A 13376-nucleotide genomic window follows, 5' to 3' on the forward strand; every position below is an offset into this window, starting at 1 on the left:
CCTCTCCCAGCATGGGGGAGAGGAGACGCGGCACCGCGGCACCGCTGACGGAAAACCGGTGCGGCAAAGCCTTCTCCCCCTCAAGACGGGGAGAAGGTGGCGGTAGCCGGATGAGGGGCGGTTATACGGACTCAGCGCTTGCGGGCATAATCCGCCTGCATGAACTGTTTCCAGCTGCCGTCCGGCTGTCTGGCGCTGGAGGTGAAGGTGCGGTGGTCAATGTCCGTGAAGGTGATCTGCTCGCGATAATCGCCCATCTTGCCTTCTTCGGCGAAGTCCGGGCCGGTCGTGTAGAGGCTGAGCGTATTGCCATCCGCGGACAGCTCGCCTTCATAGACCCAGAGATAGGTCATCATCGTGCCGAGCCAGCTGCCGACATATTTGCCCTTGGCCGGATCATAACCCAGCGTCAGCATCGTGGTGGCGGGGCCGCCGCCGCCCGGCATCTCGCCATTGCCTTCGGCGACGAACCAGATGCCGTTCAGCGAACGGCAAACCTCGGTCCACGTTTCGGCATTATCCATGCTTGTCGAGGTCACCTCCCAGGTGCCCACCATTCTTTCGAGAAAGCCGTGCTCCGCCTGCGGCTTCGGCATTTCCATCGCGCTCATCGTCTTTCCTCCTCACGCTTTTACAAAAGGATGGACCTGCTTAATGGCAGCAGGATGAACCCTCCTTCGGCTTCTGCTCATATTCGTCGTGGCGCTTGACGAAGTTCATCGTCGAACTCTCGTTGCGGCCGAGCGGCGCGCGGTCGAGGATCATCAGCGTGCCGATCATCTCCTCACCGCCGCGAGCGTAGCTCGAATAGGTGTGGAAGACCTCACCCGCCTCGTTCTTGTAGAAGGCGGAAAGGCCGGGAAGTTCGTCATGCGCCTCGGACGGCGGAACCTCGCGGAAATTGTAATAAACCTTGTCCCCGGCGAGGTCTTCCCTGGTGAAGGAAACGTGGTAATCGAAATTGAAATCCGAGCCGAAGGACGAGACCCAGGGGAATCTCCAGCCCATGCGCCTCCTGTAGGCCTCGATCTTGTCGAGCGGCGCGCGGGAGACCGCGACGTAAGTGACATCGTGATTGTTGAGATGCGGCAGCGCCCCATCCACATGGTCGGAGAGGAAAGAGCAGCCGGTGCAGCCGGCATCCCAGTCCGGACCGAGCATGAAATGGTAGACCATCAGCTGGCTGCGGCCGTCGAAGAGTTCGGCAAGCGTCTTTTTACCCTTCGGCGTGTCGAAGACATAATCCTTGTCGACCTTCACCCAGGGCAGCGCCCGGCGCTCGGCACGCACCTTGTCGCGTAGACGGGTCTCTTCCTTTTCCAGCGCCAGCAGTTCCCTGCGGCGCGCCAGCCACTCCTCGCGGGACACGACAGGGTTTTTCGGAGTTGCGGTGACATCCATGACAGGCCTCCTCATATCCTTGACAGAATACGTTGATATCAACATACTATTCCCATGCTGTCAAACCCGCTCCCTATCGAAGTGATTCCCTTCTCCACCACCCTGCATGTGCGGGATACCTGCCTTTGCCTGCATGTGCAGCGCGCGGCGCGGGCTCTTGCCCGGCGGTTCGACAATGCGATGAAGCCGATCGGAATCACCAACGGGCAATTTTCGCTGATGATGTCGCTGAACCGGCCGCAGCCGGCGACCATGAGTTCGGTCGCCAACCTGCTCGCCATGGATCGCACCACACTGACGGCGGCATTGAAGGTGCTGGAGCGGCGGGGGCTGGTGGAAACCAACGTGGACCCGAAAGACCGGCGCGGCAGACTTCTCAGGCTCACCGATGACGGCATGACCATGCTCACCGCGGCCCTGCCGATCTGGACGCGGGTCCATGCGGAGGTCGATGCGGAACTGGGAGACGGCGAACCGGGGCGGCTGCGGGCGACATTGTCCCTCGTCCGTTGAGGCGCACGGCAATAATACTTAAAATATACATTTACAATATAAACCCGCTATGCGAGTGTCTGCCGGTTATTGTCGTATGAGGTTGTCGCAATGCCGCAGACCAAGACAGTAAAGTTGGAAGATCTCAGACTCCTTTTCAAAGTCCCCCCCTCCGATCAGGCGGAGCTTGAGGGCATAGGCGCCCAGATACGAAGCCTCTCCACGCCCTTCGACCTGCAGGAAAGCGTCGTCGGCTTTCGGACGCAGAAGGCGATGGCTTCCATCACCCAGAGCCTTGCGCTGAGCGACATCACCTGCGACGAAAGCGCCACGGAAAAACCTTCGAAGATGCAGGCGGTCTATCGCGGCGGGAAGGTCGTTTTCCGCTGCTATCACTCGCCGACGCATGAATTCGAAATCGACGTCTGAGGCCGCGCCGCCATGGGTTCCCTACGCACCGCCGCCCCGGTCTTCATCGGCGTCATATTCGGCGTTTATCTGCTCATAGCCGGCTTCGAAATCGCGGGGGCGGCGGCAATCCTGGCGATCCTCTACGCGATCGGCCGATTATGCCAATCCTATGCCGAATCGAAACTGTCGGAGAAGCCAGTCCGCGCCGTCAAGATTTGGCAATGGTCGGTGCTTGCACCGGTCGCCATCATCGCCACCACCACTTATGCAACCACTTATATCTCGTTCGAAATAAACGGCTGGCTGAAAAACTTGCCGGATTGGCTTGCCGCCGACAATGGGAGGGCGTCGACCAAAGCGAACGAGATCGAGAAAGTCCTGGTCGGCGCGCTCAACGCCTTGATCGCCGCCTTGTGGCTCGACAATGCCAAGGCGCCAACAGGAAAACTCTGGCCCTCCGGGCAGGTGAAGGCCGCCTTTGAAAAGACTTTTCGTCAGAAGATCAACGAGATGAAGAAGAAGGAAATGGATGAGCGCAAGCCGGACCCGCGGCGTCCCGATCTTGAACGCGCGGTCTCGGACGATCAGGCCGGTTGGGATTATGAAGCACTGATCGAGCGGGCCAGGAGCATCCAAAACCTGACGAAAGATTTGCCGCAATCCCGTTGAGATGCCCGACATTCGCGACAAAACAAAACCGCCCGCAGCGGCGGGCTGCGAGCGGCTTGAGGCCTGACAAACCGGTAACCTATTGCTGGACAACGAAACCGGTCCGCAAAGCGTTTTACCGGCGATTATTCAACGGAAACCGAAACCTCAGTCGAGGTGCGCATGGCGTGGCTGTAGGGGCAGACGATATGCGCCTTGGCAGCAAGGTCTTCGGCGACCGACCTTTCGACGCCGGGGATGCTGACCGAGAGCGACACTTCGATGCCGAAGCCGCCGCCATCCTCGCGCGGGCCGATGCCGACGGTCGCCGTCACCTTGGCGTCATCCGGGATCTTTACCTTTTCCTTGCCGGCCACGAATTTCAGCGCGCCGAGGAAGCAGGCGGAGTAACCGGTCGCGAAAAGCTGTTCCGGATTGGTGCCCCGGGCGCCATCGCCGCCGAGCTCCTTCGGAACGGTCAGCGTCACGTCGAGGACGCCGTCTTCGGAAACGCCGTGGCCGGCGCGGCCGCCGGTGGCGGAAGCCTTGGTGGTGTAGAGAATCGGCATGGGTCTAACTCCCTTGGTTGAAAGCCCGGTCTCGCCGGGCACAAAATTGCTCACAATTAAATTGTGCGCAATCCAATTACGCGCATTGCAAATCCGCGTCAAGCCTGCGACAATGCCGGCACGAAAAAAGATAGCGCACGAAACCGTGAAGTCAGGATTGGCCATGCAGAAAAAGGCGCCGAACCGGAAGGATGGGCCGAAGGGTGTCGAGATCCAGCTCGATGCCCAGCTATGCTTTGCGATCTATGGCGCGGCGCATGCCTTCAACCGCACCTACAAGCCGCTGCTCGATCCGCTCGGCCTCACCTACCCGCAATATCTGGTCATGCTGGTGCTCTGGGAGGAAGACGGGCAACCGGTGAAAACGATCGGAGAACGATTGGGACTCGATTCCGGCACGCTCTCCCCCCTCCTGAAGCGGCTCGAACACTCCGGCCTCGTCGCCCGCAAGCGCGACCGCGACGACGAGCGGCAGGTGATGATCACGCTCACCGATGCAGGCAGGGAGCTGAAGACCCAGGCCGAGGATGTCCATGCGCAGATCGGCAAGGCGATCGGCTGCAGCCTCGATGAAGCGGTCGCCATGCGCGACAGCCTGATCGCGCTCCGCAAAAGGCTGATGCAGGCGGAGGGGTGAGCCTTCGTCATCCGGCTGACAAACTGCCCGATTAGTGGATGGTCCTCGACTGCAACCGATCAAGCGGAGCCTTCATGGGCGAGCGTCCCGGAGCTTCCTTCGAGGAAGCCGATGTCGTCGAAAACTATCCCTACCGGCCGCCCTATCCCGACCTTCTTCTCGAAAGGCTGGTCGAGATCGCGCCGCGGCCGGGCTCGCTTCTCGATCTCGGCTGCGGGCCGGGCAAGATTTCCCGGCCGATGGCGAGCCGGTTCGAAAACGTCGTGGCGGTCGATCCCTCGCGGCACATGATCGCGCTCGGGCAGTCACTTCCCGGAGGAGACAGCCCGAACCTGCGCTGGGTGGAAGGTTTTGCGGAAGACTTCCCGATCGGCGAAGCGCGCTTCGACCTGACGGTCGCGGCCGCCAGCATCCACTGGATGGACCATTCCCGCCTCTTCCCGCGGCTTGCAGCGCACGCCCGTCCCGGCCATATTTTTGCAGCCGTCTCCGGTGACGCGCCATTCGAACCGGCCTGGGAGGCGGACTGGTTTGGTTTTCTCGGGAAATGGGTTCCGAGACTGACCGGCAAACCCTTCGATCATGATGCCAAGGCGGGGGAATGGGCAGGTTACCAGAGCCATCTCGATGTCGAGGCGCGCGAATGCTTCCTGTCGGATGCGATCGAACAGAGCATCGGCGATTTCATCCGCTGCCAGCATTCGCGCGATACGTTCGCACCGCATAAGCTCGGTTCGCTAATCGAAGCGTTCGATGCGGAGCTTGCGGACATCCTGAAGCCTTACGCCAGGAACGGCCTGCTTTCGTTCACCGTCCGGAGCACGCTCGTCTGGGGCACCGTCAGGGCGGGCTGAGCCGACCGGCGCGCAAGGAACGTCCCGGCCAGCGAACGGCCCTTATGCTGGGAATGCAGTCAGGTCCTGTGGGCATCCGGCTCATCCGTATGGCGCCCGGAATAACGCTCGTCCAATTCGCGGATGACGCCTTCCCCATCGGTTGGATCCACCTTGCGCAGGATGACGTCGATCTTCGCCTCCAGGCGGTCCGATCCCTCCTTCGATTGCGGCGAGCCGAGAAACAGGAAGAATGCCAGGCCGCCCACCTGCCAGAGCAATTGCAGGAATTCCGACTGCCAGTTCTCGAACGTATCCCTCAGCATCTCGACCAGATAGGCGGACACTTCCACCGGCTGGCCGTGCTCGACCTGCTCCTCGACAAATGCGAACCAGCCGAACAGCCAATGTCCCACAAGGCTGAAGGCAAACAATCCGAGCGTGATCCAGGCGTAGCTGTAGGCTCGCCACAACGAGTTCTCTTTCATGACTTCCCTCCGATGGTGATCGACTCAACGGAGAAACCGGGCGCTGGTTCCGCCCCGGGCTCAGCGGGCGGCCAGATGATCCGCCACGATGCGGGCGATCCAGCGGCGGTGCAGGTCGGCGCCGGCGATATCCCCGTGGCGTTTTTCGACGATGGTGATCAGCGCCTTCCAGAGGCACCAGCCGCGCGCCCGCTCCCAGGTTTGGGGATCGAGCGCCACGCGGGCGCGAAACGCCTGTGCGGCGGGTTCATCGAGCAGGGTCCAGGCGATGACGAGATCGGATGACGGATCGCCCACGCCGGAACTGCCGAAATCGATGACCGCGGACAGCCGGCCGCCGCGAACCAGAAGGTTGCCTTCTGCGATATCGCCATGCACCCAGACGGGCTTGCGCTCCCATCGGGATGCAAGCGCCCTCTCCCAGATTTCGGTGATCAGCGGCACATCCACCTCTCCCGCAAGAGCCTCGACCGAGCGGCGGGTCTCCTCGTCATAGACATGCAGTGAGCCACCGCGGTGGAAATTGTGAGCGCCGGCGGGCGGTCCTGCCGAGGCGTCGATCGCCCAGAGCGCAAGCAGGAAATCCGCTAGGTCTTCGGCAAAGGTCGCGAGATCGGAAATCGTGCCGGGTCCGGAGCGTTCTCCGCCGATCCATTTGTAGACCGACCATGGCCATGGGTAACCTTCGCCCGGCCGTCCGAGCCCGAGCGGTACGGGGATGGGCAGCGGCAGGCGCGGCGCCAGCACCGGCAGCCAGCGGTGTTCCTTTTCGACCTGCGCGACGTAACGTTCCGCACTCGGCAGCCGCACGGACATCTCGTCGCCGAGATGGAAGGTGCGATTGTCCCACCCGCCCTGATCGACAGGCCGGACGGCAAGATCCGCCCATTGCGGAAACTGGGCGGCGACCAGACGTTGCACAAGAACAGTATCAATCTCGACCATGCGCGACCCTCTTCGGGGGAAACGAGGCTGGGTTGTTGTTTCAGCATAGGGACCTTGTCGGGCATCCGGCATCGGTGCCAAATGAAAAAATCCGCCCCGCATGTCAAAATGGGCAGATCTTGCCCGTCATGCTCCGGAAACCCCAACAAGGAGGTGACATGAAAGACGGCGCCTCCACCGATAGAGCGGATCACTGAGATGCAGATGATGATCGAGGGACAGTCACACTTCCAGCCTTTCGGCTTATCCTATTGGGGTTTTGAAGATCTCAATAAGGGAGTTGGAAGCATGACTGCCTCTTATGAATACCACATCGGGGTCGACTACCACAAATCCTACAGCCACCTGGTGGTGCAGGACAGCAGTGGCAAGACGCTGAGATCCGGTCGGGTTAAGAACGACCGCCAGTCGCTTGGCGGGTTTCTGGAGCGATATCGCGAGAACAGCCATGCGGTTGTCGAGGCGACCCGCAACTGGATGGTGATGTACGACTGGCTCGACGACATTTGTGATGATGTCGTTCTCGCCCATCCGTTGAAGGTCAAGGCGATCGCCGACGCCAAGATCAAGACGGACAAGATCGACGCGACGGTGCTGGCGCATCTGCTCAGAGCCGACCTGGTGCCGGAGGCCTGGGCACCTGGCGAACGAGCAAGAGAACTGCGTGTCGCCCTGCGTGAGGGGATGTTTTACGTGCGGCTGCGGACGATGACGAAGAACCGTATCGTCACGGTGTTCGATCGTTATCCGGAGCAGACGGCGCAGTTGAAGAAGCTCGGCGATCTGTTCGGCAAGGCCGGCCGCCTCCAACTGGCGCAGGTCAAGGTCTCGGAGATCGACCGCATTCAGATCGACCGAGGTCTTGCCTTCATCGGCGACATCGATGTGCGGATCAAGCAGTCGGAGGCGACGATCCGGGCGATGACCAAGGCCAATGCCAACGTCAAGCTGTTGAAGACGATCCCCGGCATCGGCGAGTTCTTCGCCCGCCTGATCGATGCGCAGATCGACGACATAGCGCGGTTCCGCAACCCGAAGAAATTTGCCGCCTATGCCGGCTTGGTGCCGTCGACCTATTCCTCCGGCGGCAAGACCTTTCACGGCAAGATCATCAAGCAGGGCAACAAGTGGCTGCGCTGGGCTTTCGTCGAGGCGGTCACGCCCGCCATCGCCAGCGATGCGCAGCTTCGCGCCCAGTACGAGCAATTGAAGATCAGAGGAGTGAACAAGGCGCGTGTTGCGATCGCGCGCAAGCTTTTGACGATCGCCTTCCAGATCCTGCGGGACCAGCGCGCTTACGAGCCGCGCGGTGAGAGCCCCATGGAAGGCGCGTCGACGACATCCCGGTTGTCCTGATTGTTTGTTAGCGAGCCCGGCAGGTCCGGGCTGCGCTCCTCAAGGAGAATGGGAAACCGGGAGCCGAACGTCACTCTGTGACCGAAGCTAACGCATCAGGTCACGCATTGGAGATTGGTTCGAGAACCGAACGGCAGAGCCTGTCGCGCGGAAGGAAGAGATTTAGCCGATCGGCGAAAATGCCGATCAAAACGAAACCGAACCCAAGGAAACGCCGCCAGTTCAAGGTGTTTTGCCCCTTGTGTTCTTTCATTGGAGATGACAATGACACAGCGATTGAACCCCTTTTCCACCAGCCCCGCCGCGATGCAGCCATGGATCGAGCTTGGAAAGACGATCCAGACCAACGGTCTCGAACCTCTGCTGCGGGAACTGGTGATGATGCGATCGGCGCAGATCAACAGCTGCACCTTCTGTATCCACCACCACGTCGCCGATGCCCGCAAACATGGAGAAAGCGAGGACCGACTGCATCTTCTGAGCGCCTGGCGCGAATCGACGCTTTATTCGGACCGCGAACGGGCCGCGCTCGGATGGACGGAGGCTCTGACACTGGTCTCCGAAACCCACGCACCCGACGAGGCTTACGAAGCCGTCCAGGCGCATTTCAGCCAGGAAGAACAGGTGGCTCTCACCTTGCTGATCGCGCAGACCAATGCCTGGAACCGGATCAATATCGGGTTCCGCAGGTCCCACCCCGCCGACCGGAAGGCGGCTGCGGCAGCCTGACGCTGGCGGTCGTGTAAGGCGGTGGGCGGCCATCCGCCCGCCGCCGGAGCATGCGGACAGACGCTCGCTTCGGTTCGGAGCGTTCGGCGGCTGGATCGATTGTTGCCGCTTGCGCGGCCCCCCTGTGGCGCTTCGCTTTGGCTCAGCGCGTTCGTCGGTACAATCGATTCACTGGATCGATTGTTGCCGCTTGCGCGGCACCCCTCCTCACTGCCAGACGACGATGCGGGCTTTGTTGGGCACGCGGTCGTAGAGGTCGATAATGTCCTGGTTCATCAGGCGCACGCAGCCGGACGAGACCGCCTTGCCGATGGAATTCCATTCCGGCGAGCCGTGCAGGCGGTAGAGCGTGTCCTGGCCGTTCTGGAAGATATAAAGGGCGCGGGCGCCGAGCGGATTATTGAGGCCGGGCGGCATGCCGCCGTTGTCGGCCGAATATTTAGCAAGTTCCGGCTGACGGGCGATCATTTCGTTCGGCGGCGTCCATTTCGGCCATTGCTGGCGCCACTGGATGACACCGTCTCCGGACCAGGCAAAACCTTGGCGGCCGATGCCGACGCCGTAACGCATCGCGGAGCCGCCCGGCTCAACCAGATAGAGGAAGCGCGACGGCGTATCGACGACGACGGTGCCGGGGCGCTCGCCGGTTGGATCAACCACCCGCTGGCGATAATAGCGCGGGTTGATCTGCTCATAGGGAATGGCCGGGATGACGAAGCCGCCGTCGACGACGGTGCCATACATCTGATCCAGTTCCGGCGAACCGCCCGACATGACCGCCGGCCGGCCGACACTTCCCGAATCGCGATAGCTGATGATCGTGTCACCCGGTCCGGGCACGGTCGAAGCACAGCCAGAGAGCGTCGAGGCTGCGCCCACGCCCATGAGAGACAGGAAGCCCCGGCGAGAATAACAAGTATCGAAGATCATTTTGGGAGGACCACACAGAATACGCAAGGACGGTCAAAAGCATACTTCAACGAGGCGAGAGCCGGAAGGTTCCGATTCGCTCCCCGCCTCCTCAAAACATAGGGCTGCGGTAATTAAGCAACTATTCACAACCGGGACACGTGGTTTCACAGGCTCGGCATGGCAACGAAAAGAGCGGCCGAAGCCGCTCGCTTGCGGAATGACGCCGAAGGATCAGATGACGACGATCGCTGTGCCCGAGGGGACCCGGTCGAAGAGATCGATGACATCCTGGTTCAGCATGCGTACGCAACCGGACGAGGTCGCCTTGCCGACCGATTGCCAATCGGGCGTGCCGTGCACGCGGTAGAGCGTATCCTTGCCATCCTGGAAGATATAGAGCGCACGGGCGCCGAGCGGATTATTGAGGCCGGGTTCGGCACCGCCTTCGGAGGCGGCGAACTGGCGCAGGTTCGGCTGGCGCGCGACCATCTCATCCGACGGCGTCCAGCGCGGCCACTTCGCCTTGCGCTGGATCACGCCCCGGCCATGCCAGGCAAAACCCGCCTTGCCGAGGCCGACGCCGTAGCGGATCGCCTTGCCGCCCGGCTGGACGAAATAAAGGTAGTGCGCCCTGGTATCGACGACGATCGTGCCGACGGGTTCGTTGGTGCGATAATCCACTTCCTGGCGAAGAAAGCGCGCGTCGATCCGCGAATAGGGAATGGCCGGCAATGTGTGGTCGTCGTCGCGGATCACGCCGTACATGGTGCGGTGCACGGGATTGGAGACCGGCAGGCCATAGGTCTGATGGAAATCGGACGGATAGAGCTGGCGTTTTTGCGGGATCGCGCCCGGCATTGGGGGCGGCTGGTTCGATGGCGGATCGGCATATGGCGGCACGTAAAACACCGGTGCCGTCTCCTGAACGAAGACATCCGGGTTCATGCGGCTCGTATCGGTGACCAGGGGAATCTGGCAGCCGGCCAGTGTCGCAGACGCAGCGACGACGAGGGAGAGGCCAGCGATTCGGCGGAAAGATCGAGGAGAAAATGGCATGGGAACCCGCTTCCGGCAGATGATGTCACCATTACGAATGACAGACCCGGCTGGCGCGAAGCTGGTGAAACGGTTCAGGAATGACAGCCTGACGCGACATGGGCCTGCGCTGCGTGCCGCATCATGCGCGCGTCGAAATCCAGCGCGATATCGGCCAGCGTCACCCGCCCGAAGCGCTTGAGAAGCAACCTCTCCGCCTCCTCGAAAGCGTCCGAAAGAGCGGCGTTGACCGCCTGTTCCACCAGGCATGCCGGCTGGTCGCAGGCCGGGCCGACCGCAAAGACCGGCGGCTCCCCGACCGCTTCGTAGATATCGAGCAGCGTCATTTCCGACAACGGACGACCAAGCGTCCAGCCGCCGCCATGGCCCTTTTCGGAGCGCACATAACCTTTTTCCCGCAGGCCCGCCATGGTGCGGCGGACGACGACGGGATTGGTGTTGAGCATCGCGGCGATGGTTTCCGACGTGGCCGCGCCCTCGTGGCGATCCATGTGGATCAGCACGTGCAGCATGCGGGACAGGCGGCTGTCATGTCTCATCGCGGCGTTCCTTCGGCGATTCCGATCCCGCCATTCCTAACATGCCCGCTCATTCGCAACAACATAAGTTACAAATCTATTGACCGCAAGTAATCATGTAACTTATGTTGTTTCGAGACTCGGAAGAAGGATTTCCAGATGGATTACGAAGCGATCGTCATCGGCGGCAGCTATGCCGGCCTCTCCGCCGCCCTGCAGCTGGCGCGCGCCCGGCGGCGCGTCCTCGTCATTGACGAGGGCCTGCGCCGCAACCGGTTCGCCGAACATTCGCACGGGTTCCTGACGCAGGATGGCGAGGACCCCGCCGCGATCGCGACCAAGGCCCGCGCGCAGCTGATGGCCTATCCGACGGTCGAGTGGCTTGACGGACGGGCAGACGGGGCGGCAGGCGACGAAGGCGGTTTTGCCGTTTCGGTGGCAGGCAGGTCGTTTGCCGGAAAGGCTCTGGTGTTGGCGACGGGCGTGAAGGACCACCTGCCGGATATTTCCGGCCTTGGGGAGCGGTGGGGCAGAAGCGTTTTTCATTGTCCCTATTGCCACGGTTATGAACTCGACCAGGGGCCGGTCGGCGTGATCGCCGTCTCGCCCCTCTCCCTGCACCATGCGCTGATGCTGCCGGACTGGGGACCGACCACGTTGCTGCTGAACGGCGTTTTCGAACCTGACGAGAATGCGATGAAAGACCTGGCCCGGCGAGGCGCCGTAATCGAGGCGACCCCGATCCAGGCAATCGAAGGCCATGCGGATGTCGCCCTTCTGGACGGTCGCCGGCTTTCCTTCGCCGGCCTCTTCACCGCGCCGCGCACCGAGATCGCGAGCCCGATCCCCGAGCAACTGGGCTGCGCGCTGGAGGACGGACCGATGGGACAATTCATCCGGACGGATGCGATGAAGCAGACCAGCATTGCCGGCGTTCTCGCCTGCGGAGACGCCGCCCGCGCCGCCGGCTCCGTGGCCCTCTCGGTCGGCGACGGCGCGATGGCGGGAGCAGCGGCGCACCGTTACCTGATGTTCGGTGCGCCCTGAGCGCGGTTCAAGAAAACTGGTTGAAGAAGCGGATGCTTTCCTGGACGGCGCCGGGAACGACGCCGTTGTGGTTGCCGGGGAGAAGCTTTGCTTCGATCTGCACATGGGCCGATTTGGCGCGCTCCATGAGGAGCTGATGATCCGCGTCGAACGGACGTTCCTCGGTGCCGCGCAAAAGCAGCGTCGGGCATTTGAGGCTCGGGCCGAAACAGACGGACGAGCGCATGATGAATTCCTTCGGATCGCTCTCGTCGAAGCGGACCTCGCGCTCGAAACGGCCGAAATAACGCCAGGAGTTGACGCCGGCGGAAATTGGGGCCGAGGCGCGGAATTTCCGCGTCATCGAGGCGAGCAGCGCCAGCGTGCCGCCGTTCGAATGGCCGGCCAGGAAGAAACGGTTCCTGTCGATGCCGGGCAGGTTTTCAAGATACGCGGCGGCGGCCAGCGCATCCGCGGTCTCGTCATAGAAGCCGGAATAATTGCCCTGCTGGCCGTTCTCGCCGCGGAAGGAGGGATGAAGGACGACGAAGCCCGCCTCCCAATAGCCCTTCATCAGCTCCCAATGGCCGTCGCCGGTGGCGTTGCCGCCATGCAGGAAAAGGACCGCCGGCTTCGGCTTGCCGGTCGGTTCGTAATGGGAGAGCCAGGCGATCAGCTCGATCGAGCCCTCCGGGCCGCCGGGATAGGTGACCCGTCTGGAGCCGGCCGGCGTACCGAGCGGCTCGGATTTTTCCGGCGACGGGCCCTTGCGCAGGAGGTTGGTGTGGAAGCGCCTGCGCGCTTCGGCATAGTCTTCCATCTCAAGCGGCAGGACCTCGGGGACCGGGAAGTCTCCGGCCGACGCCGGTCTTGCGACCAGCGCCGCGGCGGAAAGCCCTATTGCCCCTGCCAAGAAGGTGCGGCGGGTCAGGCCGCCATCTTCCGAGAAAATTTTCGAAGAAAGGATGCGGTCTGCCGCCATGTCTGCCGAGCCTGTGAAGTTGTACGATTTCGATTTCAACATCCGGCAGAAATGCTGTCCATTCAATCATTCGCGAACATCATGGAGAAAACTTAATCTACGGCGGAATAGTTATGGCGTCCTTGCACGCGTGGCGTCCTTTTCCTTGCGCCAGCGAATGATCGCGTGAAGAAAAGGTCCGGCCGTTACGCCGAGAATGGCTCCGCCGACCACGAAGCCGAGCAACTCCCCGCCAAGCAGTTCCTGGCCGACATAGGCGGCGGCAAAACAGCCGACCAGCGCGACAATGCCCTTGATGATGAAGGCAGGTTTGGTCATTCTATTACCCCTCTGTTCGACCGGCGATCGCCGAAGCTTAGATAGGCGCAAGCTG

General features: G+C 61.8%; 18 protein-coding genes. 8 read left to right on the plus strand and 10 right to left on the minus strand.

Annotated elements, in window-relative coordinates; all coding sequences use genetic code 11:
- Positions 1 to 131: 131 nt before the first annotated feature.
- Positions 132 to 611: a DUF1579 domain-containing protein gene (locus DMO26_RS03310; RefSeq protein WP_404947008.1), complete on the minus strand. Its 480-nt coding sequence runs from the start codon at positions 609 to 611 to the stop codon at positions 132 to 134.
- A gap of 40 nt (positions 612 to 651) precedes the next feature.
- Entirely contained in the window at positions 652 to 1401 is a 750-nt protein-coding gene (locus tag DMO26_RS03315) for a DUF899 domain-containing protein (protein ID WP_117190613.1), read from the minus strand.
- A 54-nt stretch (positions 1402 to 1455) separates the two neighbouring features.
- On the opposite strand from DMO26_RS03315, the gene DMO26_RS03320 reads away from it, so the two are divergent.
- The 3 genes from DMO26_RS03320 to DMO26_RS03330 all read left to right on the plus strand — a co-directional run bounded on the left by DMO26_RS03320 (position 1456) and on the right by DMO26_RS03330 (position 2973).
- Entirely contained in the window at positions 1456 to 1914 is a 459-nt protein-coding gene (locus tag DMO26_RS03320; RefSeq protein ID WP_117190614.1) for a MarR family winged helix-turn-helix transcriptional regulator, read from the plus strand.
- 90 nt (positions 1915 to 2004) lie between these two features.
- Entirely contained in the window at positions 2005 to 2322 is a 318-nt protein-coding gene (locus tag DMO26_RS03325) for a hypothetical protein (protein ID WP_117190615.1), read from the plus strand.
- 210 nt (positions 2323 to 2532) lie between these two features.
- On the plus strand, positions 2533 to 2973 hold the full coding sequence (locus tag DMO26_RS03330; RefSeq protein WP_162894692.1) for a hypothetical protein: 441 nt from the start codon (positions 2533 to 2535) through the stop codon (positions 2971 to 2973).
- Between the two features lie 125 nt (positions 2974 to 3098).
- On the opposite strand, the gene DMO26_RS03335 is transcribed toward DMO26_RS03330, so the two are convergent.
- A complete protein-coding gene (locus DMO26_RS03335; RefSeq protein WP_117190617.1) occupies positions 3099 to 3521 on the minus strand; it encodes an organic hydroperoxide resistance protein in 423 nt (140 codons plus the stop codon).
- 163 nt (positions 3522 to 3684) lie between these two features.
- On the opposite strand from DMO26_RS03335, the gene DMO26_RS03340 reads away from it, so the two are divergent.
- Complete coding sequence (locus tag DMO26_RS03340; protein ID WP_117190618.1) at positions 3685 to 4158, plus strand: MarR family winged helix-turn-helix transcriptional regulator; 474 nt, start codon at positions 3685 to 3687, stop codon at positions 4156 to 4158.
- Between the two features lie 74 nt (positions 4159 to 4232).
- Positions 4233 to 5012 carry a class I SAM-dependent methyltransferase gene (locus DMO26_RS03345; protein ID WP_117190619.1) on the plus strand — a complete coding sequence of 260 codons (780 nt, stop codon included), beginning with the start codon at positions 4233 to 4235 and terminating at the stop codon, positions 5010 to 5012.
- 59 nt (positions 5013 to 5071) lie between these two features.
- Here DMO26_RS03345 and DMO26_RS03350 read toward each other — a convergent pair whose 3' ends face one another.
- The gene (locus tag DMO26_RS03350; RefSeq protein WP_117190620.1) at positions 5072 to 5479 is read right to left on the minus strand and encodes a DUF6766 family protein; all 408 of its coding nucleotides are present in this window, start codon (positions 5477 to 5479) and stop codon (positions 5072 to 5074) included.
- Positions 5480 to 5539: 60 nt separating this feature from the next.
- On the minus strand, positions 5540 to 6424 hold the full coding sequence (locus DMO26_RS03355) for an aminoglycoside phosphotransferase family protein (RefSeq protein WP_117190621.1): 885 nt from the start codon (positions 6422 to 6424) through the stop codon (positions 5540 to 5542).
- 288 nt (positions 6425 to 6712) lie between these two features.
- Here DMO26_RS03355 and DMO26_RS03360 point away from each other — a divergent pair, with 288 nt between their 5' ends.
- Positions 6713 to 7780, plus strand: a complete 1068-nt coding sequence (locus DMO26_RS03360; RefSeq protein ID WP_117191011.1) for an IS110 family RNA-guided transposase — start codon at positions 6713 to 6715, stop codon at positions 7778 to 7780.
- 264 nt (positions 7781 to 8044) lie between these two features.
- A complete protein-coding gene (locus tag DMO26_RS03370) occupies positions 8045 to 8509 on the plus strand; it encodes a carboxymuconolactone decarboxylase family protein (protein ID WP_117190622.1) in 465 nt (154 codons plus the stop codon).
- 207 nt (positions 8510 to 8716) lie between these two features.
- On the opposite strand, the gene DMO26_RS03375 is transcribed toward DMO26_RS03370, so the two are convergent.
- The 3 genes from DMO26_RS03375 to DMO26_RS03385 form a co-directional block, all read right to left on the minus strand.
- Complete coding sequence (locus tag DMO26_RS03375; protein ID WP_117190623.1) at positions 8717 to 9439, minus strand: L,D-transpeptidase; 723 nt, start codon at positions 9437 to 9439, stop codon at positions 8717 to 8719.
- Between the two features lie 213 nt (positions 9440 to 9652).
- Positions 9653 to 10477 (minus strand): L,D-transpeptidase, encoded by an 825-nt coding sequence (locus DMO26_RS03380; protein WP_117190624.1) that lies wholly within the window; start codon positions 10475 to 10477, stop codon positions 9653 to 9655.
- A 74-nt stretch (positions 10478 to 10551) separates the two neighbouring features.
- Positions 10552 to 11016: an Rrf2 family transcriptional regulator gene (locus DMO26_RS03385; RefSeq protein ID WP_117190625.1), complete on the minus strand. Its 465-nt coding sequence runs from the start codon at positions 11014 to 11016 to the stop codon at positions 10552 to 10554.
- A 138-nt stretch (positions 11017 to 11154) separates the two neighbouring features.
- On the opposite strand from DMO26_RS03385, the gene DMO26_RS03390 reads away from it, so the two are divergent.
- Positions 11155 to 12042 carry an NAD(P)/FAD-dependent oxidoreductase gene (locus DMO26_RS03390; protein WP_117190626.1) on the plus strand — a complete coding sequence of 296 codons (888 nt, stop codon included), beginning with the start codon at positions 11155 to 11157 and terminating at the stop codon, positions 12040 to 12042.
- A gap of 7 nt (positions 12043 to 12049) precedes the next feature.
- Here the strand turns inward: DMO26_RS03390 and DMO26_RS03395 are convergent, their stop codons facing one another.
- Together DMO26_RS03395 and DMO26_RS03400 are read right to left on the minus strand one after the other, a co-directional pair.
- A complete protein-coding gene (locus DMO26_RS03395) occupies positions 12050 to 13003 on the minus strand; it encodes an alpha/beta hydrolase family protein (protein ID WP_117190627.1) in 954 nt (317 codons plus the stop codon).
- 111 nt (positions 13004 to 13114) lie between these two features.
- Positions 13115 to 13321, minus strand: coding sequence for a hypothetical protein (locus DMO26_RS03400; protein WP_117190628.1), 207 nt, complete (start codon positions 13319 to 13321; stop codon positions 13115 to 13117).
- Positions 13322 to 13376 lie beyond the last annotated feature (55 nt).

Origin of the sequence: Rhizobium terrae (genome assembly GCF_003425685.1) — a bacterium.
Classification (GTDB): domain Bacteria; phylum Pseudomonadota; class Alphaproteobacteria; order Rhizobiales; family Rhizobiaceae; genus Neorhizobium; species Neorhizobium terrae.

What these genes read in the sequence shown, in the direction of transcription:
- DMO26_RS03310 (WP_404947008.1), bottom strand. Translation starts at nt 611, where the DNA reads ATGAGCGCGATGGAAATGCCGAAGCCGCAGGCGGAGCACGGCTTTCTC.
- DMO26_RS03315 (WP_117190613.1), bottom strand. Translation starts at nt 1,401, where the DNA reads ATGGATGTCACCGCAACTCCGAAAAACCCTGTCGTGTCCCGCGAGGAG.
- DMO26_RS03320 (WP_117190614.1), top strand. Translation starts at nt 1,456, where the DNA reads ATGCTGTCAAACCCGCTCCCTATCGAAGTGATTCCCTTCTCCACCACC.
- DMO26_RS03325 (WP_117190615.1), top strand. Translation starts at nt 2,005, where the DNA reads ATGCCGCAGACCAAGACAGTAAAGTTGGAAGATCTCAGACTCCTTTTC.
- DMO26_RS03335 (WP_117190617.1), bottom strand. Translation starts at nt 3,521, where the DNA reads ATGCCGATTCTCTACACCACCAAGGCTTCCGCCACCGGCGGCCGCGCC.
- DMO26_RS03340 (WP_117190618.1), top strand. Translation starts at nt 3,685, where the DNA reads ATGCAGAAAAAGGCGCCGAACCGGAAGGATGGGCCGAAGGGTGTCGAG.
- DMO26_RS03345 (WP_117190619.1), top strand. Translation starts at nt 4,233, where the DNA reads ATGGGCGAGCGTCCCGGAGCTTCCTTCGAGGAAGCCGATGTCGTCGAA.
- DMO26_RS03350 (WP_117190620.1), bottom strand. Translation starts at nt 5,479, where the DNA reads ATGAAAGAGAACTCGTTGTGGCGAGCCTACAGCTACGCCTGGATCACG.
- DMO26_RS03355 (WP_117190621.1), bottom strand. Translation starts at nt 6,424, where the DNA reads ATGGTCGAGATTGATACTGTTCTTGTGCAACGTCTGGTCGCCGCCCAG.
- DMO26_RS03360 (WP_117191011.1), top strand. Translation starts at nt 6,713, where the DNA reads ATGACTGCCTCTTATGAATACCACATCGGGGTCGACTACCACAAATCC.
- DMO26_RS03370 (WP_117190622.1), top strand. Translation starts at nt 8,045, where the DNA reads ATGACACAGCGATTGAACCCCTTTTCCACCAGCCCCGCCGCGATGCAG.
- DMO26_RS03375 (WP_117190623.1), bottom strand. Translation starts at nt 9,439, where the DNA reads ATGATCTTCGATACTTGTTATTCTCGCCGGGGCTTCCTGTCTCTCATG.
- DMO26_RS03380 (WP_117190624.1), bottom strand. Translation starts at nt 10,477, where the DNA reads ATGCCATTTTCTCCTCGATCTTTCCGCCGAATCGCTGGCCTCTCCCTC.
- DMO26_RS03385 (WP_117190625.1), bottom strand. Translation starts at nt 11,016, where the DNA reads ATGAGACATGACAGCCGCCTGTCCCGCATGCTGCACGTGCTGATCCAC.
- DMO26_RS03390 (WP_117190626.1), top strand. Translation starts at nt 11,155, where the DNA reads ATGGATTACGAAGCGATCGTCATCGGCGGCAGCTATGCCGGCCTCTCC.
- DMO26_RS03395 (WP_117190627.1), bottom strand. Translation starts at nt 13,003, where the DNA reads ATGGCGGCAGACCGCATCCTTTCTTCGAAAATTTTCTCGGAAGATGGC.
- DMO26_RS03400 (WP_117190628.1), bottom strand. Translation starts at nt 13,321, where the DNA reads ATGACCAAACCTGCCTTCATCATCAAGGGCATTGTCGCGCTGGTCGGC.